Source organism: Bifidobacterium commune (assembly GCF_900094885.1).
In the GTDB taxonomy this organism is placed as follows: Bacteria; Actinomycetota; Actinomycetes; order Actinomycetales; family Bifidobacteriaceae; genus Bifidobacterium; species Bifidobacterium commune.
On sequence record NZ_FMBL01000002.1, the window covers coordinates 80,687 to 104,373 of the forward strand.

Below are 23,687 nucleotides of genomic sequence, written 5' to 3' on the forward strand. Positions count from 1 at the left end.
AACTTTTGACTCCAGTCTCTTAGCATGATGCAAGCCTTGAATCAAGGTAAGCTGTCGAACTGGGTAGGAACGTACGGTTCACCGTGCTTCACCAGTGATGAACGGGGGTCTGGGCATGGACTAGGATATGAAGCATTATCTTATTGAGTTTTTACTTTTGTGGAGGGACCGTTGCCTACTTATCATTATCGTTGCAAGAATTGTGAATACGACTTCACCGAGCAGCAGTCATTTTCCGACGACCCCATCACCGTTTGCCCCAAATGTGGCGAAGAGCAGGTTCACAAAGTTTATTCGTCAGTTCCCGTCAAGTTCAAAGGACATGGTTTCTACCGCACCGACAGGGGCGGCTCATCCTCTTCCTCCGAGAAATAACACTATTGAAAACAGGCGCAATGCTTCGTATTGACGATTGCGCCGCGAAAAACCGATACCCTGTAGGACATCGGTTTTTGCTTTTGTCGCCGAGCTGATTTCAGATGTTTCACTGCTGCTGTGGACACAACTTCGGTGCCGTCCACAGCAGGTCGGTCGGAATGTGCATCATTCCCTAGCGTTCGACCACACTGCTTGTTTTTGCTTCGAAACAATACGCTGATAGGCCATCATAAAGGCATGAAAACCATTTTTTCTCATTTAGGTAAACAAACACCGACACTCAAGCAGCGTCGAAACATGCGTCAGATACGAACCGTGCTGGGAGCACTCTGCGCAGGTCTTGCGGTATTTTTCGCTTTGCAATCGATTGCGGGGACCCTGTCCACCAAATCGGCGGTCACGGCCACACACAACATCAGCCGTGGCCATACCATTAGCATCTCGGACACCAAACAGGTGCAAATACCTGAGAGCCCAGCGTTGTCAGCGGTCTTCAGCTCCGACGAAGAAGCAAAAGGGTTGGTGGCACAAGTAGATATCGCTGCCGGAAGCGTCATTATGCAATCCATGGTCCGTCCGACACCCATGATCACGCATGGGGAAACGGTTATCGATGTGCGTATGAGCGGATCGCATACTTCGCTGATTCCCGGAGACAAAGTGTCTCTCGTAGGCAGTGCGGGATGCGAATCGGTACCCAACCCCATCGTTCAGCAGCCGGATCAACGGCCGGATCAGGACAGCAACGCGGACCCTGCCGATGCTGGAACAGATGAATATCCTCCGAACGATGTATCGAACGACAACCGCGACACACCGGACAGCAGGTCTGTCCCCATGGAATCAACAGGTCAGACCTGCACACTTGCGCCGAAAGCAACCGTGACCGGCAACTCGCAACGAGATAGCGGCGGTGTCACGACACTGCAACTGGCGATGCCACCCCAAGATGCCTCGCGAGTGATGGCAGTGCAAGATCGCATGCCAATTATGGCGGCCAAATTGTGACCCGATAACAAATGATGGGCGTCGGCCAAAAGCCTTCGCCCATCACATCAACGGATATCGATATTAACAGTCCCGTTCGCTGAATATACCCCAATGCGGAGGCAGCTCACGCAAAATGCGACTGTCGTCTTCACTCTGCTTGCTGCTGCGCACATCGCTGTCCGAAGCGTCAACCTCCACACCATCGATGTCAAAACGCTCCGCGCCGGCACGCACCACACGTTTATGACCACGTGGAGAACGGCGCTGTGAATCGTAGGCCATCAGCCAACCTCACGGTACATATCGCTGATACGGGCAACGATGCGGTCGACTTCCTTTTCAGGATTAACGAATGCCGCAACGCTCCATACCGTCATCACCGACCAGCCCAAGGCAGTAAGATCTTGAGGAATGACACGATGACGTTTGCGAGTGGACTGAACGGCCATGGTCTGCACGTCATCGGTCATTACCGCCAACGAGAACGGCTTGTCCTTGAGTCCGACAACCAGCGGAATGGAGATTCCGCCTTCGAAACCATAATTGGCGGCAACCTTCAATCCGCGCGCACGAATACGATCAGCCAAGTCATTGAACAGAATGTTGTCTCCCTTGAGAGACGGCGACGGGCGAACCATTCCCGTACCCAAGTGTTCAGCCCAATCGAGCATGACCTTCAACAACTTCGGACCTGGCTGGTGCAGGCGATCGTCTTCCATATCTTCGGCACTGAATGCAGAGACAATATCGACATTGCGAGAAGACGAGGCAAGCGCATCAAGCAATTTGCCGTCGCCTCCCTCACCCTCAAGCGCGCCGAACTGCTGGAGCAACCGTCCATGCGCGGTCTTTGCAAAGCAAAGCGAAAGAATAACATCAGTGGCACGCACCCCAGCAACCTCATCAATGTCGACCAGTCGAACATGCCTCAGGAATCGACCCATCGCCTCGTTCTTAACAGCCAGCGATTTGAGTTCACTGCCAAGCCTGGTGCGGAAGACCGGAGTCAGGGTGACCACGGCAAGTAGATATCCCGCAGGAACGACGGTGAAACTTGCGGCCCGCTGTTTGATGATGGAGATAACTTCGTCAATCTCCTGTTGGCTGCTTTCAACCAAACCGGTGGACAGCACCGGCACACCGTTCGCTTTGACCCCATGGAAACGAGTCCAGCCTTGCATGGCTTCGGTGCAAATATCCCTCGGAACACTGCCATACCCTTGTTCCTCAAGGAACGTCGAAAGGCGAGGATCCCTGCAGACCGGATGTGCATCGACCGTCACCTCGGGCAACATGTTTACCAACGTCTTCAATGCTTCGGAAGTAATGGTGGGCTTATGACCAAGTACAACGATTTGCTTGGTGCGAATAGCAATGCCCAACAATTCAAGCGACGGCATATGAGAAGCTGCGTCGACAATTGCGACATCAGCAAGCGGGGCGGGGTCGCTCAACACCGCAAGAGTGGAAGGAGTGGCCATAATAACGGGTTTGGTTGCCCCAAGTATCTGGGAATATTCACGAGCTACACGACTCAGCGGCACGCGGGAATTGCTTGCCAGCAGCGTATGCAGCTGATTAGCTTCCTGTGTATGAGAGAACAGCAGGTCGCACAAGCGCCTCATCGACTCTTGATCAATCATCGGACCAATGGAATTAACGTGGTCGATATCGACCTGCGCGAACCGATCGGCGGCCGATTGCAACGCAGAGCCGTCCTGGTTCGAAATAATCGCAGAGGAACGCACGATGTCTTCGAAGACCGTGGTCCACCAAGAAAGCTGAAGCTCACCTTCCACGGCATCCACAGCCACCCGGCGGGTACGCATGTCATCGATAAGTGCGCCAAGTCCGATGGAGTGGAATTCACGCTCAAGGCAAGCACGTCCGGGCAGGGTGTCGAGCGCCTTGCGATCGGCGTAAAGTGCTTTGAAACGCTCTTCGAGCTGAGCAAGATCCACCGATTCGAGGTCACTGCCCAGTATGGTGGTGGCCAGTACGGCATCAAGCGCAGTAACACCCCGCATGAGGGCTTCCTGTGTTTCGACAATAACGTCAAGCTTCGGCGGCAGAACAGGCCAACCTCCGTGAGGCACAATCTCGTGCCACTGCTCCGACTGCTTGGCCACCACCTGCAGTGCCTTATACAGATCCTCAACCTGAGAACCGGCGCGCAACAGGCTCTTGGCTTCCTTGATGTGCCGACGACGTTCCCAGAAGCCCATGGTGGTACCTTCGGCTTTTCGCTGCGCTTTCGGTTTGCTGGCCTCGATCATCAAATTGATGTCACGCTCGAAAATCTCAGGCTGGAAAACGTCAAGGACACGTCGCAGATTCTTAAGGACCGTGACCTGGCCGCTCCACTCCTTGACGGTGCTGGGGACAGGGAAACCACAGATTTCAGCGACGGAAGCGACCTGATCGCGTGTCGCCGGCAACAACCGCTGTAGGAGATTCTCAACATTCTGGTAGGCAGCGACCGCGTCGCTCTCCGAGAACAGCGAAGCCCCGTACCAAGGCGTATCTTCCGGCCCGATGGTGAATTCGCCATATTCCCCGGCCTTACGCAGTTTCTTCGTCCAGTCTTTCATGTGCGGAGCAATGGACCGTGCGGTTTCCTTGGAGAGTCGCACATGCGTAGCCGGATGGGTGGGCATCGCCGAAATGCTGGCAAGGTTCTGGATGGTCTGATACGCAGAAACGCCCCATTCCTTGCTGACGCCGTGCAGATCACCGAGATATCGGGTCAACCGCGAGCGCACACCGACCAGTTCGTCGGACACCTGATCAAAACGTGCTGTGGAGGCTCCCGGCTGGTAGCCCACAGCAGCAATCAGTTCACGGTCAATCTCCTGCGCACCCTTCGGGTTTGCCATATCGATGATGCGGTTGCCCAATGAATTGGAATCCATGACCTGGGTGAATTGCTTCTTCTGTTCGGCTACACCGGGAACATACAGCACCGTTTTCCCTTCGGCGATGCAACGCGAAGCGATGGCAGCGGCAATTTGACCGGTATCCGAATCACACATGTCATTGACGAACAACGAATGATCCTGTGCCGCCATATTGGCGGCATATCGAGCCACGTTGTCGACATCGCCAACTTCATGTTCACCGTGCGGATCGCCATCGAAGGGACTATAGCCAGCCAAGGTGCTGTCTTTCAGAGAACTTGCCGACTCGTCATTACCTGCCAACGCATCCAGAACCACATTGCCGCTCGGCGTTTTTTCCAATGCCTCGATGATGCGACGTCCTTCGGCAAGCATCTTGGTGGACGGATCCATGAAACAACCAAGCATGATGTTGCGCTCGATATCAAAATCCGTTAGCTTCGGCTTGACCTCTTCCGTAATGGCCGTGAAAACCGATGAGGTATCCGGCGTCCCGCTGACGTAATTGCTGCCGTCGAACAGCGCCGCTTCATCAATGATGATGTGCTGTTCGTGCATCGCAGTGGTAAAAGCGGGGTTGAGACTGACGTGGCCCGTAAAACGGATGACGGCATCCGTCTCCCTCCCACCCGGTTTGCGGTATGCCTCAACCGGATAGAGCAACACTGGCACGGAGTTGCCTTTCCAGGCGGCCACACCAACCACAAGAGAAAGTTCAGCCACACCCGAAACCCGGGTTTTTACCGCTTTGTCGTCCAACACACGCTCGAGTCGCCGTCCGGCCGCGCGAAGCATGCCGGCATCGCGGAACATGGCGTCAAGTGTTGTATGACCACTTGCAAAAAGCTGCGCAATGCCAGAAGGGTGAGCGTGGGTCAGATCAAGTTGCGCGGTGAGTTGGCCGACATCCTCCAAGGGAGAAGGAAGCAGCCCGCTGCGATAGTCGTCGTACCACTGGCGCATACGTTTGATGCCGTTGCTTGCCTGTTTCGTATCACTCATTGTTGTTCACGTCCCTCTGCAGCCTTATTACGATATTCGTTATAGCCGGAATTGTTGGCGAGTGCAGCATCGACATCATCATTGCCAATCGCGGAAAGCCATTCATACAAATCACCATACAGTGAAGGATTCATCGCCAAGAAAGGCAGCAGCTGCGGGTGCTTTGCCATTTCGAACTGTTTGGAAAAGTCCGTGGTTTGCTTCGCCTCATCTGAACTCATGCCCTCAACTTCGACTTCCGGGGCTTTCTGCTGAAATTCTCCGTTTGAAACCTTTTCAAAAACCGATCCGGGCTCGAACGTCGGTTTGAATGCCTGCGTCTCAGCAATCCTGGTGGCCTGACCGGAAAGAGTTCCATCCGCTTCGCTCATCACCGGGCGCATGAATTTATTGCGCTCAGTGTTGCTTTCAGCAGTTGCATCAACATTTGTCTGCACGGTTGAGACGGTATTTTGCCCATCACCTCGCTGGGCACCCGACGTGGAGTTTTCCTCCATGGGGACAAACAACACCTCACCGGCTTCTGAACGTGAGAACGGACTCAACTTCTGTTGATCGTTGCTCGCGGTTGCCTTCGATTTGTCTTCGACCATGCGACCGCTATCAGCACCCTCACCGAGGTTGGGAGCGTGCTGGACGGCGCCGGTGCGAACACCGTCATTACCGGGTGCCGACGAGTCGACACCATTCGCCACACCATCGTTACCCTTCTGTTGTGGCGCTACAGTTTGAACTGATGCCTGTGTCTGGACCGGTTGAGCGGCGGACCGGGCTTGGGTCTCATCGCGACGAGACGCGATCGAAGAATCCTGTTTTGCCGACTTCTGCTTCGGCGGCAGATCGATCACCGATTTCTCAGCTGCAACCGGGTTTACTGTTTCACCGAGCTGCGATGCACTTTGCGCCTGAGCGGCATCGACACCCTGGGCAGTTTGATTCCCCAAACCGTTCTCCATGGCATCCTTGAACAAATCTCGCGCCTTGACATCTGCAGCCTGGGTCTCCGGACCCATCACATTAAGAGAGATGCGGTCAACCGGACGACCTTCATTCGGATTCATTGTCCCGGACTCGGAACGCTTTTCCGAGGCTACATCATCGGCAGTAACTTTTTTTTCATTCAATACAGAGGCTTTATCGACAGAGTGTGAAGGAACGCTTTCAGACGACTCATCGATTTCATTCTCAAAAGACGAAGCGGCACGTTGAAGCCGAGTCGCAACATCCGAAGCGCTGAAAGCGGTCGTCGGCTCCCCCGCACGCAAGTTAAGGATGTCATCGACAGACATGCTCGCCATGTGCGGCTCAACATCAGGATTGCCCGCCCCGCTAGAAGCATAATCGAACAAATCTGAAACCTGCTGCTCGCCATCCCCACTCTCCTCGGTCTCAATCCGAACGAAATCGACGGGCACATCACCAAATTGCAGACGCATGGGGGAATCTGGGAAGATGAAATCCTTATTAGGCTCAAGACGTCTCAACCCTTCGCCGTTCACCACGTACGACCCGTTCGTGGAATTAAGATCGGTGATTGATGCCCCGCCGTTTTCCGCAACAGCGAACAAGGCATGACGCTTCGAAACAGAACGGCTTTTATCGTTTATCTCCAGCCGGCGATGGCCGTCATCCGCAACAGGACGTATCGGTCTACGGCCGATCTCAACGTTTTCACCTGGGCCGACATCAGCCTTTGTGGAACCATTGACCTTGATGACCCAATGTTTCATCGTTCGCCGATCAGACACCTTGTGGCCTCCTCTTATCCGTCATGTTCACGCTACTGCAATTCTGCCATGTTTACATCTAAGCTACGAAAGAACCGTCAAAGATTGACAAAATTTATTCATGCCCTAATACCTGCCCGCAGGTGAAGCAAACTCATATCTCTACGATAGCCGACAAAACGAACAAACCCTGTAAGCGGAAAGTCCGCAGACAGGGTTTGTTGATATCTTCACGAATTCGAGAGCGCTGGTTACTCTAGGCGGCCGACGCTATCGTCCGCAGTGAAGAACTACTTGAGTTCGACAGTTGCGCCGGCCTCTTCGAGCTCAGCCTTAGCCTTGTCGGCATCTTCCTTCTTGGCCTTCTCGAGGATGGTGGCAGGAGCACCGTCGACGAGAGCCTTGGCCTCAGCCAAGCCCTTGCCAGTGATGTTCTTGACGGCCTTGACGACCTGGATCTTCTTGTCGCCGAAGGCGGAAAGGACCACATCGAACTCGGTCTTCTCGTCCTCACCAGCACCAGCGCCAGCAGCAGGAGCTGCGGCAACGGCAACGGCCGGGGCGGAAGCCTCGACGTCGAACTCTTCTTCGAACTTCTTGACGAACTCAGAGAGCTCAACCAGAGTCATTTCCTTGAACGCTTCGAGGAGCTCATCGCTTGAGAGCTTAGCCATAATGGCTTCCTTTCAATCATGGCGACGAATATTGATTGATTACGTCACCTAAATTTTTAAATATTGTTAATATTTACTGTAACTGTTTGGAATCTACGCGGCCGAAGCCACACGGAAATCAAGCAGCCTTTTCCTGCTTCTCGCGCAGAGCATCGATCGTGCGCACAGTCTTGGTAGGCAGTGCGGCGAACGTGCGAGCGGCCTTGGACATAGAGCCCTTGAGGTCGCCTGCCATCCTCGCGAGCAGGGTCTCACGAGACTCGAGGTTCGCGAGCTTTTCGAAACCAGCGGCATCGTACATGGTTCCGTCTGCGAAACCACCCTTGATGACGAGGGTCTTGTTTTTCTTGGCAAATTCACGCAGGACCTTCGCAGCCTCGACGTAATCACCCTGTACGAAAGTGATTGCAGAGGGACCGTGGAGCACTTCATCGAAGCCCTCGTACCCGGCCTCTTTGGCAGCGATGCGGGCGAGCGTGTTCTTAGCCACTGAGTAGGAAGTATCGCGGCCTAGCTTTTCGCGCAGATCGGAAATCTGCGGAACGGTAAGCCCGCGGTACTCGGTGAGGTAGACCGCGTCTGCATTACGGAATTGTTCCGTAAGCTCGGCGATCGCCTTTGCCTTATCGGGCCTTTTCATGGCGTTCCTTCCTGAGTCGACCATTGATTGGGAAGTCGTGAATGCCAAGCCGTAGGACACATTGCGGTGCCGTGAAATCACGACGATACAAAAAATGCTCTGCGCACAGGCAGAGCACCATACTGGCCGCTTACGCGACCCACCTTTTACGAGGCTTATGACATTCAACCTATGCTGGCTTGGCGAACCAAACTTCGAGAGGCTGACGCCTCCAACCAACAGTCTGTGGTTTACAGGTCCAACTATACGTAACTGTGCAGACCTCACGACACGCGCACGGAATTCAGCATGCACGAGGCTTACGGCACTCTTGCCATCACTTAATCGTATTTTTGTTTTCACGTTCGAATGCTTGCCAAACAAGGAAGCGGGCGCAGTCGAGATGATCCCGATTGCGCCCGCGACTACTTATAACCTAGGTAGATCAGAGAACAGCCTGTAGCGCGAAGTCAAGAATGAACAGCGCAGTGACCACCCACATCACTGGGTGCACCTCGCGTGCCTTGCCCTTGCAAATCTTGACAAGGCAGTACATCACAAAACCAGCTGCGATGCCATAGGAAATCGAATACGAAAGCGCCATAAACACCGAGGCGAAGATGGCAGGGATTGCTTCGGCGAGATCTCCCCACTTCACTTCCTTCAAACTGGAGGCCATCATGCAGCCGACCACAACCAAAACGCCAGCCGTAGCAGCGGAAGGAATGGCCGAAATCAGAGGTGAAAGAAACATCGAGACCAAGAAGCAAAGTGCCACGGTCACCGAAGTGAGGCCTGTGCGACCGCCGGCAGCGATGCCCGCCGAGGATTCGACATATGTGGTGACGTTGGAGGTGCCGAACAGGCCGCCGACCGATGTGGCGATGGAGTCGGCGAACAACGCCTTGTCCATCTTAGAGCTGAACCCGTGGCCATTGGCCATGTTCTGGATGTCCTGATTGGAAAAGATGCCCGTTTTACGTCCAGTGCCAACCAACGTGCCAATGGTGTCGAACATATCGGACATAGAGAAGGCGAAGATGGTGACGATTACCAACGGGAGACGACCGGGATTGCTGAACAGCGACGGGAACCCTTCCGAGCTGAAAATCGCAAGGAAGGTGGTGGGAAGCTGGGAGAACGTGGTCCCGATGGACATGGAGTTGGCCATGTTGGTGATGCCGAAGGGAACGCCTATGAGGGCGGTTGCGATGATCGAAATCAGCAGAGCACCGCGAACATTGAGCAGCGTAAGCACAATGGCGATGGTCAAACCGATGAGGAACAGCCACAGTTCCGGGTTGTTCAACGATGCGAGTCCCGGCGTCGCATGAATCGGCCCGCCTTTGGCCGCAGCCTTGGGATCTCCGGGGGTGAAGGAAATAAAACCGACATTGAGCATGCCCACGTACATCACGAACAGACCGATGCCGCCGCCGATGGCGTGCTGCAACGATTCTGGAATACAGGCGATGATGAGCTTACGAATCGAGGTGACAGTGACCAAAATATTGATCAGGCCGCACAGGAATGTCATGCACAAGGCTTCCTGCCAACTGAAACCGAGTCCCGCACAGATGGTGTAGGCAAAGAAGGCGTTAAGGCCCATGCTCGCGGACTGTCCGTAAGGGACGTTGGCGAACAGACCCATTACCAGCGTTCCCACGACGGAAGCGATGATGGTGGCAAGGAATACCGCACCCCATGGCATGCCGGTGGTGCTCAGAACTTGAGGATTGACGACGATGATATAGCTCATCGCGAAGAACGTAGTGATACCCGCCGTGATTTCAGCAGATACCGTCGTGTGATTTTCTTTGAGGTGGAAGAACCTGTCCATCTTGCTCTTTTCTTGGTTTATGCATCGCCAAGTCAGAAACCGACAGGAACAGGAGGTCGCGGCTACAACGCTAACATCACTAAGACCGTCGACTTCATGAAACTGATGGACCGTATTGACGACACTGAGGTTGCTGCGACTCATCCGTTTGCACGGACAAGGCAAACATATCACTTGTCATAGCCATCATCCCGACCAGAATCGTCGGACATCTGCACCACCGAAAGAAAAAAGCGTCTGTCAGCCGAAACGACCGGAGATGTAGCGCTCGGCCTCTTCGTTTTGCGGGTTGTTGAACATCGTCGTCGTGTCGGCGAAGTACTCGAGATGACCGGGCTTGCCGACGGCCTTAAGGTTGAAGAAGGCGGTGTAATCGGCCACACGGGCAGCCTGCTGCATGTTGTGAGTGACGATGACGATGGTGTAGTCGCGCTTGAGTTCGTTTATCAGATCCTCGACGGCAAGTGTGGAGATCGGATCGAGCGCGGAACACGGTTCATCCATGAGCAGCACCTGGGGATGCACCGCGACGGCGCGGGCGATGCACAGACGCTGTTGCTGACCGCCGGAAAGACCGACGCCCGGCTTGTCAAGCCTGTCCTTCACCTCGTTCCAGAGGTTTGCACCGCGCAGGGCCCACTCCACCAGCTCGTCCGCGTCGCTTTTGGAGATATGACGGTTGTTCAGACGGATTCCAGCAAGGACATTCTCACGAATGGACATCGTCGGGAATGGGTTGGCCTTCTGGAAGACCATGCCGACGTCACGGCGAACCGCCACCGGGTCAACATCCTTGCCATACAGGTCGTGGCCATCCAGCAGCACCTTGCCTTCAACACGGGCACCGGGGGTGATCTCGTGCATGCGGTCGAGCGTGCGCAGAACCGTGGATTTGCCACAACCGGAGGGCCCGATAAATGCGGTAACCTTGTTGGCCTGGATATTGAGATTGACGTCTTGCACGGCAAGGAAATCACCGTAGTAAACGTTCAGATGCTCGACATCGATACGCTGACCCATGTTTACTCGCTTTCTGTAAGTAAATGACGCTGGCCGCTCGCAGGAATATCCCTGAACGAACAGAACATGAACGAGATTGATCGCATTATTTTGCCTCCACACTGAACAAGCGTTGAATCAGACGGCCAATAAGGTTGAGAACCAGAACAATCGCGATAAGCACCAGCGCAGCGGCCCAAGCGCGCTCCGAAGGAATGCTGGACACGCACTCGGAACCGGCACTGGGCGGGCAAGTGACGGACATCTTGCTGTATTCCTGGTAAACGAACACCGGCAGCGTGGTCATCTGACCGCTGAACAGGTTCCAGTTGGTGGTGACGATGAATCCGGCGGTCATTAGAAGCGGTGCGGTTTCACCGATGACACGCGCGATGGCCAGGACCACACCGGAGATGATGCCGGGCAAGGCCGTACGCAGAACCACCTTGATGATGGTGCGAGATTTGGTGACGCCCAATGCATATGAGGCCTCACGCAGGTCGTCCGGAACGACGTGCAGCATCTCCACGCTTGAGTTGACCACGGTGGGAATCATCAGGATAGAAAGCGCGACCGAACCTTCAAAACCGTTGGAAACGCCCGGTCCCAACAGAATTGTAAACAGAGAAAAGGCGAAGAGACCGGCGACAATCGATGGGATGCCGCTCATCACGTTGACCAGCAGCGAGATGGCCTTTGCGATTTTGCTACCACGGGCATACTCTACTAGATAGATTGCGCACATCAAGCCGATCGGCACCGAAATGACCATCGCACCCAATGTGACTTCCAACGTGCCGATAATCGCATGTTCGATGCCGCCGTGCCCGCCGGAAGGTGTCGGCATGCCGCCGATGACACCGGACATGTTGTAGGCCAAGAAATTCAGATTCAACCGCTTGACACCGCGAGCAATGGTTGTCCAGAGCACCGAAACCAAAGGAATCATGGCAATGACAAAAGCCGCGGTGATGATGCCCGCCATGATCCGGCTCTTCCATTCGCGTCGTTTGAGCAAGCTGTCGGAAGGAGCGAACTTCGAGAAGTCCGGAGTCACGGGTGCCGATTCGCAAGAGACGTTGGCCGACACGTCGACAGATTGAGAAGCGCTGGCCGTCAGCACGGAGTTTTTGGCGGTTTCATCTGATGAATCGCGCAAGTCGGTTGTCGTGCTGATGTTGCCGTTCTTGTTCGGGCTCATCGCGCACCTCCCTTCTTGGTGATACGGCGGGCGATGAGATTGACCACGAAGGTGATTACGAAGAGCACCAGACCCGTAGCAATCAACGCAGAAACACCCAACGAATCCGCTTCAGGATACTGCGCGGCGATATTGGCAGCGATGGTCTGGCTTTTCGAGGCCTGCAGCCAATGCCATGAATACGTCATGCCCGGTGAAAGCACCATCATCACGGCCATGGTCTCCCCCAACGCGCGGCCAAGCGCAAGCATCGAGGCTGACACCATGCCGGACTTGGCGAACGGCAATGCGGTGAGCCTGATCATTTCCCATTTGGTTGCGCCCAAAGCAAGCGCGGCCTCTTGGTTGAGGCGTGGCGTCTGAGCGAGGATGTCGCGAGCCATGGAAGTAATGATCGGCATGATCATGATGGCAAGAATCACAGCGGCGCTGGCGACAGTACGCGGCGGATTGGCGGCCGGACCGGCGAACATCGGGATCCATCCCAGATGCATGGAGACCCAGTTCCAGAACGGGTACATCGCGGGGACCAATATCAACGCACCCCAGAGACCATAAATAACCGATGGAATCGCTGCCAGCAAATCCACGACGTAATTGAGTACGGTACCGACGCGTCTGGGTGCATAGAAATTAATGAAAAGCGCCACCCCGACGGCGACGAAGAATGCGATAACCAATGCGAGGGCGGCAATGACAACCGTTCCGAAAATCAGAGGACCAACATACTGCAAGAACCCGTGAGCCTTACCGCCGCTCAGAGAGGTGAACACGGCCTCTGTCTGGGAGCGGGGACCGGCGAAAATCGGCCATGCCCGCAACAGCAGAAACAGTACCACCGCCCCCAAGGCGACCAATATCAGTGCCCCGCAAAACAACGCCGCCATGTGGAAAATCCCGTCATGGCTGTGTGCATCCGGTTCGTTTTTTGCGTCTGCGTTGCGCGTATCGACAGTTACGCCCATATCTTTCTCTGCCCTGTCATATTCAGATGCATCCGTCATGCTTTTCCTGACTTCCGAAGTTCGAAGCTTGCCGGACCGCACGGAAAACCGGCACGGCCATCCGGTCATTTTGCGCGTATCTCACTGACTGACTTCAAAGCCTTCTGCGTCAGCGTTCCACCAAGCGGCGCAGAACCGGTGTTTTCGGCAGCAACTTCCTGTCCTTTGTCGCTGAGGATGTAATCGAGCCAATCACGAACGAACGCTCCTGTTTTAGCATCCTTATAGGCCGGGCACGCCACAGCATAGGACGATGAGACCACCGGATAGTTGCCCGCGGTGGTGGTGGCATAGTCGACATCGACCACAACGCGTTTGCTTCCTTTTGGCATTGCGCGCAGTGGCGAAGCATTAACCGTTTTCGCCGCGGCTTGTGCGGAAGGTGCAACATAATCGGAACCGACTTTGACTGCAACCGTACCGAAATCGCCCACTTTGGCCTCGTCGGCGTAGCCGATGGTGCCGTCCGCCTGACCGATGCTGCTGATTATGCCATCAGTGCCTTTGGCGGCCTGACCGACTTCATTGGGCCAGTTTTCCTGCGCTTCGTGGGGCCAATCGTTAGGAGCGGCCGCCTTGAGATAGGAAGTGAAATTATTGGTGGTACCCGATTTGTCTGAGCGATGCACCACAGTGATCGGCGTTGCGGGCAGACTCACCTTGGGGTTCTGGGCTTTAATGGCCTCATCGTTCCACTGGGTGATTTTCCCGTCAAAGATACCGGCGACAATTCCGGCATCCATATTCAGATGCTTGCCCTCACCGGAAATACCCTTAAGGTTGAACGTCACGGCAATCGGCGACACATAGACAGGTACATCGAAGGCGCTGCCGGACTTACAAACGGACTTCGACTGCTCGATCTGCTGGTCACTAAGAGGAGCGTCCGTTCCCGCCCAAGCAATGGCTCCGGTGACAAACGTGCTGACACCGGCACCTGAGCCGGAAGGGTTGTAGGCAATTTTCGTGTGGCGGTGCGTGCCCTGATAGGTCGCGATCCAAGCTTCTACCGCACCTTGCTGAGAGGAAGCCCCTGCGCCATGAAACTCGCCGGCAATGCCGGAAGACTTACCCTTGGAGGCATTGGAAGAACCGGCCGGAACGGTATTGTCACCGCAGGCCGCAAGCGCCGTGGTCACCGCCAACGAAGAAACAACGGCGATGATGCGCTTCAGCATTGTGCTGTGCATGATGTTGCTCACCGTTCAATTATGACAGAAAGTCTGCCGTCGCAACCGGATATCTTGCGTTTTTCATATCTCCACATCATTGAGCTCACCGACTAATCGGTATTTCACCCACCGACCTCACTGGGTACGAATTCCGACCTTTTGCCGGATAGTGACGTTTCATGGACACGAAAAAGCACTGATACATCATTCTTCGTGCCATGCTTCACCGACCAAAAATCGACTATGGCACCGACCAATCCGTTTCAGTCACACCGACCAACGCCCTGCAAACCAATCAAAATCAGTACAGCCAAAACTCGTTTTTTCTCATTGAGCGAACAGACCAGCCAGCGATTAGGCGCATGTCGCAACCTGCTGGGCATGCGCCTTGATCGAACATCGGCCACCTTGGCACACGTATCGTGGTCAGCGTTTAGAGACGGGTGACGATGTCGACGGTGAGACGTGCGGCGGTGTCGGCAAAGTCGGAGATATCGAATTCAGTGAACTGTTCGTACTCGGTATCGGCCTCATCAGAAAGTGCACGAATCACCAAAGCCGGTACATCGTTGCGGGCGGCGACATGGGCCACGGATGCACCTTCCATCTCCACTGCGTCGGCATGCGTCGCTTCGGCCACGACAGCAGCCTGTTCGGGAGTGCCGATGAAATTGTTGCCGGAGGCGATAACGCCGGTCATATGATGAATCCCCAACTCGTCAAGAGCCGCATCAGCCACCTCAAGCAGGTGCGGATCACTATGGAATTCTTCGGTTTCGGGCTTCCACTGGGCAATCATGCGCATATCGGAATCGAGGTAGCGCAACGTACCACCGAGCACAACGTCGTTAATGTGCATGCTTTTGTTAAGCGAGCCGGCGATACCTGAGAAAATGATGGCATCGGGATGATATGTGTCGATGAGATACTGCGTGGTGGCAGCGGCGTTGACCAGACCCATGCCACCGACGGTTGCTGCGACAGCGATGCGCTCACCGGATTTGCAGGTAAGCTTACCGACGTTGACGTCTAGGCTGGCGGTCTTGTCGTGCTTGACCTCTTCCAGTGACTTGGCGATCAGCGCTATTTCCTCTTCCATTGCCCCGATAATGGCTACAGTTTTCATATTTCCTCGTTTCTTATTGACTCCAAATTCAGGCTATACGTGCCACTGGTCCTAACCACCCCTGCATAAGCACGGGGTTTCCAGATACCAATGGATCAGGCGACGCGACGAGCATCCACCGCAGCGGCGAGCTCACGCAACAGACGCTCCGTCTCGGACCAAACGATACATCTGTCTGTTATCGACTTGCCGTATTCGAGCTGTGAGAGCGGAGCTGCTGGTTGATTGCCGCCAAGAATATTGCTTTCCATCATCAATCCCGTAATATCTCGCTCACCGGAAGAGAGGCGTTCGGCCAACTCACGGACGACCTGCGCCTGACGAATTTCGTCCTTCCCGGAATTGCCGTGTGAACAATCAATCAGCAAACCCTGGGATGCGGCGGAGCCTTCCGGCATTTGAGCGCGGATCGTCATCATCGCCTCGCGGACGGAATCGCTGTCATAGTTCGGACCGCTAGATGAGCCACGCAGTACAACATGACAGTCCGGATTGCCTAAGGTTTCAACAGCACTCGCCCGTCCCAGGTGGTCGATGCCAAAGAAAGTGTGCTGTTGTGTGGCGGTGTAGCAGCCGTCGATCGCAGCCTTGACGGAACCGTCCGTCGCGTTTTTGAAGCCGATAGGCATGGAAAGACCGCTGGCAAGCTGACGATGAATCTGCGACTCGGTATTGCGCGCACCGATGACGCCCCAACTGACCGCATCGGATATGTACTGCGGGCTGGTTGGTTCAAGAAACTCGGTAGCGACTGCAACACCTTCGCTCAGCACGTCGATCAGAATCTTACGTGCCAAAAGCATGCCTTTTTTAATATTGTGGCTGCCGTCGATGTCCGGGTCGTTGATCAGTCCCTTCCATCCCACTGTGGTGCGTGGTTTCTCAAAATAGACGCGCATGACAAGGACCAGACGATCACCGAGCTGATCCTTCATCACGGCCAGACGGCGAGCGTAGTCAACCGCCGCTTTCGGATCGTGAACCGAGCACGGACCGGTGATGACCAATAAGCGGTCATCGTTGCCATACAGACAATCGCGGATCTCGTTGCGGGAACGAACAACCAAATCGGTGGCTTCGGTATCCAGCGGCATCTGAGAAAGTACCTCAGCAGGTGTAGGCAACGGCTCCAGTTCGAAAACACGGCGATTGATGATTCGACTCACGCCGACCTCGTCTTCCCAACACCTTTCCTTGGAGATCTTCATCGGTTTCCCGTCATTATTCGACGTCACTTCCAGATTGCGACGTTCATCATCCGAATTGCCATCATTCATCAATCCCACCACCAATTCATCAAAAGCCAACGCTCTGCTCCAAACGGATAGATACCCGCTCCGGGATAGGGCACGCCTCCTCATAATACGACACCCAATTATCTCGTGAAGCAATCGTCCTAAGTGCCGATAACCGCTCGGACGCGCACCACACCTACGCCACGCGCAGATATGTCTTACTCGCCGTCAAGCTTACGGCGGGCGGTGATGGCATCTGCCAAGATATGTAACAGTTCGTTCGTGCGTTCCCAAGAAACACAGGCATCGGTGATTGAACGGCCGTAGACCAGCTGGTCAAGCGGAGCGGGCGACTGGTGCCCACCGCGGATGTTGCTTTCCATCATCACTCCAAAGATGCCCGACTCGCCTTTGGACAACCTGTCGGCGATTTCCTCGACAACTTCAGCCTCACGCACCTCGTCCTTGCCACAGTTGCCATGGGCCGCATCGATGACCAAACCGTGCTCGCTGGGACCGGTGACCTTTGACTGCTTTAACGTTTCCAATGCATCGACAATAGACTTGCGATCGTAGTTGGAGCCGGAGCTGGAACCGCGCAGAACGATATGGCAGTCCGGATTGCCCTTGGTCTGTGCTGAAATCACGCGACCGTCGAGATTGATCGAAAGGAAATGATGCTCGTTCGCTACGGTATAGCAGGAATCGGCGGCAGCCTTGACTGACCCGTCGGTCGAGTTCTTGAATCCGATCGGCATCGACATCCCGCTGGCCAACTCGCGATGCACCTGACTTTCCGTATTGCGTGCTCCGATGACTCCCCAACTGACCATATCGCAGATATATTGCGGGGTAATCGGGTCAAGCCATTCGGTAGCTGCGGGCAGGCCTGTTTCCAAAACGTCCGAGAGAACTTTGCGAGCCAGATACATGCCTTTGCGAATATTGAATTCGCCGTCGAGATCTGGGTCGTTGATTAAGCCTTTCCATCCGACGGTGGTGCGCGGTTTCTCGAAATAGACGCGCATCACAATCATCAAGCGGTCTTTGAGATCCTCGTTGACCTGAGCCAGACGTTGGGCGTAATCCTTGGCGGCCTTCGGATCATGTATCGAGCACGGGCCGACGATGACGAGCAGGCGATCGTCACGACCATGCAAGATATTGCGAATCTCTTGGCGTGATTTCAGCACCAGATCACTCATCGGCCCGGTCAACGGTTGTTCCTTCAAAAACTCACGCGGTGCGGGAATCGGATCAAGCTGCCGAATATTGACATCTACCGTTTCGGGATATACGGCACTTTCATCCAAACGTCGCATATCCTCGGAGCTTTCCGGCCCTCGCATAATCGGCATCATTCCCTTCCTGCAATTGCACGGATACTGTCCGCCGGCCTAACCCCGGCAATAGGTTGCTTATTATAATCCATCCGACGTTGCGATGCGGGTCGGATGATCACGTATCAGGCATGGGAAGAAATGAAAAGCGCGAGAGCGTCTGCTTCCTTCCGCGAGTGCCCTCCGGGCCCCGCAACAATCGAGTTCGTTTCGCGAACACGCAACATCACGCAAATCCGCATTAACGCGAATCCGCGGGCACCCGCACCAAAAGTCCACTGGGCTTTTCTTACGCGAGTGCCCCCATTGGATCCCAAGCCGGCAGCATGGTTGCGGGTTCGTTCAACGCAGACTGGTATTCGGCAGGCAGCATCGACCTTGGGACAGCGACCTCGTAAACATATTCGCTGAACCAGTCGTCACTCATGGTGAAGTAACCCTTATCGGCCACCTTGCAACCCCATGAGTTTTCGACACGCCAACGGTTGCTAGTCGTCCCATCATCGGCCACATCCACGCCGACGAAAGCCATCGCATGATTCATGGCGGAATCGGCGTAGCGCACACGAGCCTCTTTGTCCATATCGAAATCAACGTCGTAGACACTGCCGTACTCAAACAAATCGGTGGCCCAAGCGCCGTTGGTACGGTCCATCATCGGATGGCAATCCGCTCCGAACCACGCCGGCATACCAAGTTCGCAAAGGATGCGACGTACGCAATCCTTCATGAACTGGGTGGGCACGTTGAGATATTCGGTTGCGTCTCCCCCGACGACATTGCCTAGGTGTTCAATGCCGATCATCTTGCCTTTGGCATGCTCGACACGCGGATCGTCCACCAGACAGACATATTCCTCCAGATGGGCGCTGCCAACGTATTTGTCCCAGAATTCGACAGGTGTAATATCTCCGTCACGATGGAAGTTTCCGTCTTTGTCTGTCCACTCCCAATCGAAACTCTTCGGCGGTTCGCCCAGATGAATCGTAAGTATTCGATGCCCCGCCTCGACCGTCGTCTCCACGACATCATCGATTGCGCTCGGGTCGGCATACATATGTGCTACAGCAGTGTGCAGCAGTCGGCGCAGCTGCGTGTTCATCTCACCCGTATTGGTGGAAGAAGCTGTTTCCGGGAAGAAATCCTTAGGTACGGCACCGTACTTCTTGTACACGTTCATTGCCATGGTCCATTGCCCGCCGTCGCCCATCACATCTGAAAGCAGGTGCAGCATGAGCTGGGAATCCGCAGGTTCGCCGGCAAGGATGAGGGCGGCTACATCACGTAGGAAATAGTTGATTCGCTCAAGCTTGTCCCAATACATTGCGTAGTTCTGCGAGAATTCAAACGAATCCAGGTTGAGATTCTTCTTAGCTTCAAAACGCGCCACATTGAGCGAGCTGAACAGCCAGCAGCGCCCGGAACGATTCTGATTGGTAGCTTCGCCGTTATCCACACTCACCGAAAAACGGCGTTGCAGCCTGCGCGCACGATCATAATTGCGGGCCACTGAGTTGATGCCGGAAGTGGTGACGGCGTTCATCGCCAACGTGTTGACGGGCTTGGCTTCGAAACGCTTTTGCAGTTGATCCAAACGTTCACCGGTCAACGGTTTCATATCAGCATTCATCTTCATTGTCCTTCTATCGGTCCAATCAACCACTGTATTGATAAAGCATGACGTGTCCGCGCTCGGATCGGAACGAACCGGACCAAACGACCGGAAAACGCATCGTATGCAATATAAAGTGGACGTATATGAAAACGGTGCTTCGCAGCCCAGCGGCTGTAACGCACCAAATACGATTTTTATTCGCAGGCGGAAGCCTGGCGACAGTCTACATCACTTGCCGACACGCGAGGAATCATTCTTACCTTCGCGGTTCGAAGATTGCCCATAAACAAGATGCGAAAGCTCACCTTCGGAATCCTCGGCCGCGGCGTCGCCCTGCTGGGACTGGGCTTTGGTCGAGTTTTCTTTCCCTTCGGCATCGGAAAGAACCTTCACCGTACTACCTTCGGTCTCTCGCCTCGTATCCTTCTGGGCAGCATCATCGAGATTCTTCGCCACGGCATTGACCACCGGAACGTTCACTCCGCCCTTCTCATTGTCATTAAAAGCAAATCCAGAGAAGGCATTGGCGAACATCGAACGCAACTCGGTCACACGTTGGGTGATGGTTGACTCGCGCTCCTGCAGATTCTTGATACGTTCCTGCAGACCATCAAGTTCACCTTGCGCCGCCTTGCGCCGCTCCTCCACACGTGCCTCAGCATCGTGCCTGGCCTTAGCGATGATTTCCTCGGCTTGACGATCGGCTTCTTGACGCTTGGCGACCGTGTAGCTGTCGGCCTCATCACGGATATCCTTGGCCTTTGCCACAAGGCTGTCGGTCTCTTTCTTGGCGGTTGCACGGCTCTGCTCAAGCTGCTTCAACAAGTCGTTGACCTTTGCGGTGGCTTCATCCTGCTGCTTTGAGATGTCGGAACGAATCTGCTCGACCTCGGCATTGACCTGGCTTATGGTCTTGGTGCGCTGAACTTCGGCATCATCAAGAATGCCCTGGGCCGTGGCCTTCGCGGCATCAGTGATTTCCGTCGCCTTACGCTGGGCTTCGGTTGTTTGCCGGGTAACTTGCTCACGCACATTGGCGAGCTTCTTGTTTGCTTCCGACAAAGCTCTTTCAATTTGGTCGTTTGCTTCGCTCTTGAGCTTGGCCACTTCGTCGCTGGCGGCCTTGCGCTGCTCCGCTACCTGCTGGGCGGCCTGCGCCTTCAACTCAGCGATTTCACGATCTTGCTTTGCCTTTTCACGGGCAAGACGCTTGTCGTGCTCCTCGCGAGTGTTCGTCAGCTCAATTTCGATGGTGTCTCGCTGTTCGGTAACCTTCTTCGCCGTCTCCTCACGCAGCTTTGTGGCGTCCTGCCTGGCGGCGGTGGTGATCGACTCGGATTCAGTCTGCGCCTTGGCAAGGATGGTGGCCGCCTTGGAGTTGGCCTCATCGGTGATGTGCTGCACGTCGAGCTTGGCATTGTTGATCAGTGTCTGCGCCTGATGTTCGGCAGCGGCACGGGTGCTTGCAGCATCCTGCTTGGCCCGATTCACCAGTTCAGCACTGGTCTGTTCAGCACTGGCAAGCATTTGCTGTGCATTGGCGCCCAATGAAGCGAACGAGTTACCCTTCGAAGCTTGTGCGGCCTTACTTTTTTCTTGCTCAAGCTGCTCACGCAATTGAAGGATCGTCTGTTCGTCGGAAGCGGCCCTTGTTCGGAAACCGTCAAGCGTCTGCTGAAGCTCGAACAGCTTCTGGTCCACTTGTTCTTTGTTATATCCACGCAATTCCGTCAGAAAGCGATCCGACATGCTGATTCCTTTCGCTTTGCGGCCCCTTGCCGCACTTTTCGAACGCCCAGTATCTATATTATTTGTACTTTCCAGTGTATTTTGTGAAGCAGACCGTTTTCACGCATCACATTCACGTAAATCAGTCGAATAATCACTGGACACAGCGCTGCGCATATGCGACGAACCCAGATGTCTTGTTGCACGCTCGGCTACAGGCGAAAACACAGCCGAACCGACCGTGGAAAGTTAGTCGATCAGGATGCTGGACGAGACCGGTTCCAGGAAATAACGAGCCGTCTGTCGTACGACCACCCGGCATGCCTCCACCTGCTGGTTGAGCGGCAATCCATGCTGCGGGTGCGGTTGCTCATTGACAATCGGCAGGCTCACGAACCCGGAAAGCACCTTGCTCTGTGCCGAAGTCCACTCCATGAGGTTATAGAAGAGCGAATTGCATACGAAAGTGCCCGCATCCGAACTTAACGCTGAGGCAATGCCCTGGGAACCGAAATCATTGAGTATGGCACGCAAAGGCAATCTGGTCCAGAACGTGGCCGGACCGTTGGAGGCGATGGGCTTGCGCTGCGGTTCGTCTGCGACTTCCGTCTGAGGAATAATCGTCTCATCGAAATCCGAAAGCTGTACGGTGTCGATGATGTTGTTGGCACAACGTTCCAAAAGGATGCCGCGAGCTGAGGTTTTCAGGCCGGTCGCAATAACGATATCGGGCTGCACCGCTTCCAGTGTTTCCTTGAGTCGCGGCCAAGCCTGTTTGAAACTCACCGGGAGATCGACAGCGGTGATACGGAAGTCCACATCCGCCAGTAAATCGTCATCGACAGTGCCTTTCTCCTCACCCAAGCCATCCGCCACAAGCTTCTGCGGGACGATATGAGAGGGGTTGTCTTTCACCCCTTCATAGGGTTCAAAACCAGAAATGACGACATTCAAACGTTCCATAACTTCCAGTTTAGCGCTTGCGATGCGCAAAACCACAGCCGGTCCACCGCGATCGATGCGATGCGATGAAATATTGGCCGACCGCATCACCCACAATCACACCACGACGCAAGGCTCACAGGTCATTGGTTCGCAGCGCGGCGAGTTATTCACGCACGATAACTGCCAGCAGACGACCCTCGTTTCCTTTGCCAACCAAGCTTGCGCGGCGATGTGAGTACCAAAGCGGATTTTCGAGCGTGCAACGGCTGTGACGAACCTTGCTCATGCGTTCTACCAAATCAGGACTTCCCTCACCGTCGCATGCGCACAATGCCGCCAGTTCGGTATCTTGATCGAGATACTGGGTTGCAGCCTGGATGCGCGGCATCGAATCGATGATATTGTCACGCGGAACACCGACCTCGGCCAACTCTTGCAATGCAGCGCCGCTGATATCAATGCCCGGTCCGCCGAAACGGGTCAGAGTGAATGTTCCAAGAAACTGTGCATCAAATTCGTCGGCAATCTCGTCGCCGACCTCGTAGCAGTCACCGCAGATGCACGGTCCCAGTGTGGTTATGATGCGTTCCGGTTTCGCGCCTTTAGACACCATCAGCTCAACCGTTGCTCGGATAATTCCGCGTCGCAGACCTTTGCGACCGCAGTGCGCAGCAGCGACGACACCGGCCTGCGGATCAGCCAAGAGCACAGGCAGGCAGTCGGCGGCAAACACGCCCACCGCCACACCTGTTTGCGCGCTCACCTGGGCATCAGCTTCGATGGCCCCCTCCTCGGATTGGCCATCTTGCCCCTCAACCACCGTTCCCGAACGATCACAGCCGTACGGTGTGCTGCAATCAAAATAATCGTCAGCGTCAACAGCTTTGCCGGAATGAACCTGCTTCACCAACGAAAGCGGGGCTCCGACGACCTTGGAAAGAGCCTCGCGATTCGACTCTACCGCAACCGAACTGTCACCGGATTTACCGCCAAGATTGAAATTGCCCCAATCACCGACGCTCACGCCGCCGAGCCTCGTGGTGTACACCACCTTGATTCCGGGAGCCAGATCAACGGGAATGGTGACGGGTATCAGATTGCCCGCACTGTCCGTCGGAGCAATGGCGTTGCTGTCGAGGATAACCTCCTCGTATTGTCCGCTTGTACCGGTTTCATTCGTGTCTTTGCTCATAGG

General features: G+C 54.9%; 19 protein-coding genes. 2 read left to right on the top strand and 17 right to left on the bottom strand.

What is annotated here, in order from left to right:
• Positions 1-171: 171 nt before the first annotated feature.
• Positions 172-375, top strand: a complete 204-nt coding sequence (locus GA0061077_RS04270) for an FmdB family zinc ribbon protein (protein WP_091847913.1) — start codon at positions 172-174, stop codon at positions 373-375.
• Positions 376-615: 240 nt separating this feature from the next.
• Positions 616-1,386, top strand: a complete 771-nt coding sequence (locus GA0061077_RS04275; protein ID WP_091847735.1) for an SAF domain-containing protein — start codon at positions 616-618, stop codon at positions 1,384-1,386.
• Between the two features lie 63 nt (positions 1,387-1,449).
• Here GA0061077_RS04275 and GA0061077_RS04280 read toward each other — a convergent pair whose 3' ends face one another.
• The 17 genes from GA0061077_RS04280 to GA0061077_RS04360 form a co-directional block, all read right to left on the bottom strand.
• Complete coding sequence (locus GA0061077_RS04280; RefSeq protein WP_407640889.1) at positions 1,450-1,650, bottom strand: hypothetical protein; 201 nt, start codon at positions 1,648-1,650, stop codon at positions 1,450-1,452.
• A complete protein-coding gene (locus GA0061077_RS04285) occupies positions 1,650-5,267 on the bottom strand; it encodes a helicase (protein WP_091847737.1) in 3,618 nt (1,205 codons plus the stop codon). The genes GA0061077_RS04280 and GA0061077_RS04285 overlap by 1 nt, the downstream gene beginning before the upstream one ends.
• Positions 5,264-7,015 (bottom strand): variant leucine-rich repeat-containing protein, encoded by a 1,752-nt coding sequence (locus GA0061077_RS04290; protein ID WP_143249603.1) that lies wholly within the window; start codon positions 7,013-7,015, stop codon positions 5,264-5,266. The genes GA0061077_RS04285 and GA0061077_RS04290 overlap by 4 nt, the downstream gene beginning before the upstream one ends.
• 269 nt (positions 7,016-7,284) lie before the next feature.
• A complete protein-coding gene (gene rplL / locus GA0061077_RS04295) occupies positions 7,285-7,668 on the bottom strand; it encodes a 50S ribosomal protein L7/L12 (RefSeq protein ID WP_091847739.1) in 384 nt (127 codons plus the stop codon).
• 118 nt (positions 7,669-7,786) lie between these two features.
• Positions 7,787-8,308: a 50S ribosomal protein L10 gene (gene rplJ / locus GA0061077_RS04300; RefSeq protein WP_091847740.1), complete on the bottom strand. Its 522-nt coding sequence runs from the start codon at positions 8,306-8,308 to the stop codon at positions 7,787-7,789.
• Positions 8,309-8,732: 424 nt separating this feature from the next.
• Positions 8,733-10,127, bottom strand: a complete 1,395-nt coding sequence (locus tag GA0061077_RS04305; RefSeq protein WP_091847741.1) for an NCS2 family permease — start codon at positions 10,125-10,127, stop codon at positions 8,733-8,735.
• 240 nt (positions 10,128-10,367) lie between these two features.
• Positions 10,368-11,147, bottom strand: coding sequence for a phosphate ABC transporter ATP-binding protein PstB (gene pstB, locus GA0061077_RS04310; protein ID WP_091847742.1), 780 nt, complete (start codon positions 11,145-11,147; stop codon positions 10,368-10,370).
• Between the two features lie 85 nt (positions 11,148-11,232).
• Complete coding sequence (gene pstA, locus GA0061077_RS04315; RefSeq protein ID WP_234696525.1) at positions 11,233-12,216, bottom strand: phosphate ABC transporter permease PstA; 984 nt, start codon at positions 12,214-12,216, stop codon at positions 11,233-11,235.
• A gap of 107 nt (positions 12,217-12,323) precedes the next feature.
• Entirely contained in the window at positions 12,324-13,214 is an 891-nt protein-coding gene (gene pstC, locus GA0061077_RS04320) for a phosphate ABC transporter permease subunit PstC (protein ID WP_311389054.1), read from the bottom strand.
• 182 nt (positions 13,215-13,396) lie between these two features.
• On the bottom strand, positions 13,397-14,521 hold the full coding sequence (locus GA0061077_RS04325) for a phosphate ABC transporter substrate-binding protein PstS (protein ID WP_091847744.1): 1,125 nt from the start codon (positions 14,519-14,521) through the stop codon (positions 13,397-13,399).
• A gap of 415 nt (positions 14,522-14,936) precedes the next feature.
• The gene (gene mtnN, locus GA0061077_RS04330; RefSeq protein ID WP_091847745.1) at positions 14,937-15,629 is read right to left on the bottom strand and encodes a 5'-methylthioadenosine/S-adenosylhomocysteine nucleosidase; all 693 of its coding nucleotides are present in this window, start codon (positions 15,627-15,629) and stop codon (positions 14,937-14,939) included.
• 95 nt (positions 15,630-15,724) lie between these two features.
• Positions 15,725-16,837 (bottom strand): 3-deoxy-7-phosphoheptulonate synthase, encoded by a 1,113-nt coding sequence (locus tag GA0061077_RS04335; protein ID WP_234696526.1) that lies wholly within the window; start codon positions 16,835-16,837, stop codon positions 15,725-15,727.
• A 245-nt stretch (positions 16,838-17,082) separates the two neighbouring features.
• On the bottom strand, positions 17,083-18,222 hold the full coding sequence (locus tag GA0061077_RS04340; RefSeq protein WP_091847916.1) for a 3-deoxy-7-phosphoheptulonate synthase: 1,140 nt from the start codon (positions 18,220-18,222) through the stop codon (positions 17,083-17,085).
• A 271-nt stretch (positions 18,223-18,493) separates the two neighbouring features.
• Positions 18,494-19,834 carry a C1 family peptidase gene (locus tag GA0061077_RS04345; protein ID WP_091847917.1) on the bottom strand — a complete coding sequence of 447 codons (1,341 nt, stop codon included), beginning with the start codon at positions 19,832-19,834 and terminating at the stop codon, positions 18,494-18,496.
• A 213-nt stretch (positions 19,835-20,047) separates the two neighbouring features.
• Positions 20,048-21,568, bottom strand: a complete 1,521-nt coding sequence (locus tag GA0061077_RS04350; RefSeq protein WP_234696505.1) for a cell division protein — start codon at positions 21,566-21,568, stop codon at positions 20,048-20,050.
• Between the two features lie 228 nt (positions 21,569-21,796).
• Complete coding sequence (locus tag GA0061077_RS04355) at positions 21,797-22,510, bottom strand: pyroglutamyl-peptidase I (protein ID WP_091847918.1); 714 nt, start codon at positions 22,508-22,510, stop codon at positions 21,797-21,799.
• A gap of 145 nt (positions 22,511-22,655) precedes the next feature.
• Entirely contained in the window at positions 22,656-23,684 is a 1,029-nt protein-coding gene (locus tag GA0061077_RS04360) for a polyphenol oxidase family protein (protein WP_091847746.1), read from the bottom strand.
• Positions 23,685-23,687: the final 3 nt, after the last annotated feature.

What these genes read in the sequence shown, in the direction of transcription:
- GA0061077_RS04335 (WP_234696526.1), bottom strand. Translation starts at nt 16,837, where the DNA reads ATGAAGATCTCCAAGGAAAGGTGTTGGGAAGACGAGGTCGGCGTGAGT.
- GA0061077_RS04305 (WP_091847741.1), bottom strand. Translation starts at nt 10,127, where the DNA reads ATGGACAGGTTCTTCCACCTCAAAGAAAATCACACGACGGTATCTGCT.
- GA0061077_RS04285 (WP_091847737.1), bottom strand. Translation starts at nt 5,267, where the DNA reads ATGAGTGATACGAAACAGGCAAGCAACGGCATCAAACGTATGCGCCAG.
- GA0061077_RS04275 (WP_091847735.1), top strand. Translation starts at nt 616, where the DNA reads ATGAAAACCATTTTTTCTCATTTAGGTAAACAAACACCGACACTCAAG.
- GA0061077_RS04360 (WP_091847746.1), bottom strand. Translation starts at nt 23,684, where the DNA reads ATGAGCAAAGACACGAATGAAACCGGTACAAGCGGACAATACGAGGAG.
- rplJ (WP_091847740.1), bottom strand. Translation starts at nt 8,308, where the DNA reads ATGAAAAGGCCCGATAAGGCAAAGGCGATCGCCGAGCTTACGGAACAA.
- GA0061077_RS04325 (WP_091847744.1), bottom strand. Translation starts at nt 14,521, where the DNA reads ATGCACAGCACAATGCTGAAGCGCATCATCGCCGTTGTTTCTTCGTTG.
- mtnN (WP_091847745.1), bottom strand. Translation starts at nt 15,629, where the DNA reads ATGAAAACTGTAGCCATTATCGGGGCAATGGAAGAGGAAATAGCGCTG.
- GA0061077_RS04280 (WP_407640889.1), bottom strand. Translation starts at nt 1,650, where the DNA reads ATGGCCTACGATTCACAGCGCCGTTCTCCACGTGGTCATAAACGTGTG.
- pstB (WP_091847742.1), bottom strand. Translation starts at nt 11,147, where the DNA reads ATGGGTCAGCGTATCGATGTCGAGCATCTGAACGTTTACTACGGTGAT.
- GA0061077_RS04355 (WP_091847918.1), bottom strand. Translation starts at nt 22,510, where the DNA reads ATGGAACGTTTGAATGTCGTCATTTCTGGTTTTGAACCCTATGAAGGG.
- GA0061077_RS04340 (WP_091847916.1), bottom strand. Translation starts at nt 18,222, where the DNA reads ATGCCGATTATGCGAGGGCCGGAAAGCTCCGAGGATATGCGACGTTTG.
- pstC (WP_311389054.1), bottom strand. Translation starts at nt 13,214, where the DNA reads ATGGCGGCGTTGTTTTGCGGGGCACTGATATTGGTCGCCTTGGGGGCG.
- rplL (WP_091847739.1), bottom strand. Translation starts at nt 7,668, where the DNA reads ATGGCTAAGCTCTCAAGCGATGAGCTCCTCGAAGCGTTCAAGGAAATG.
- GA0061077_RS04345 (WP_091847917.1), bottom strand. Translation starts at nt 19,834, where the DNA reads ATGAATGCTGATATGAAACCGTTGACCGGTGAACGTTTGGATCAACTG.
- GA0061077_RS04350 (WP_234696505.1), bottom strand. Translation starts at nt 21,568, where the DNA reads ATGTCGGATCGCTTTCTGACGGAATTGCGTGGATATAACAAAGAACAA.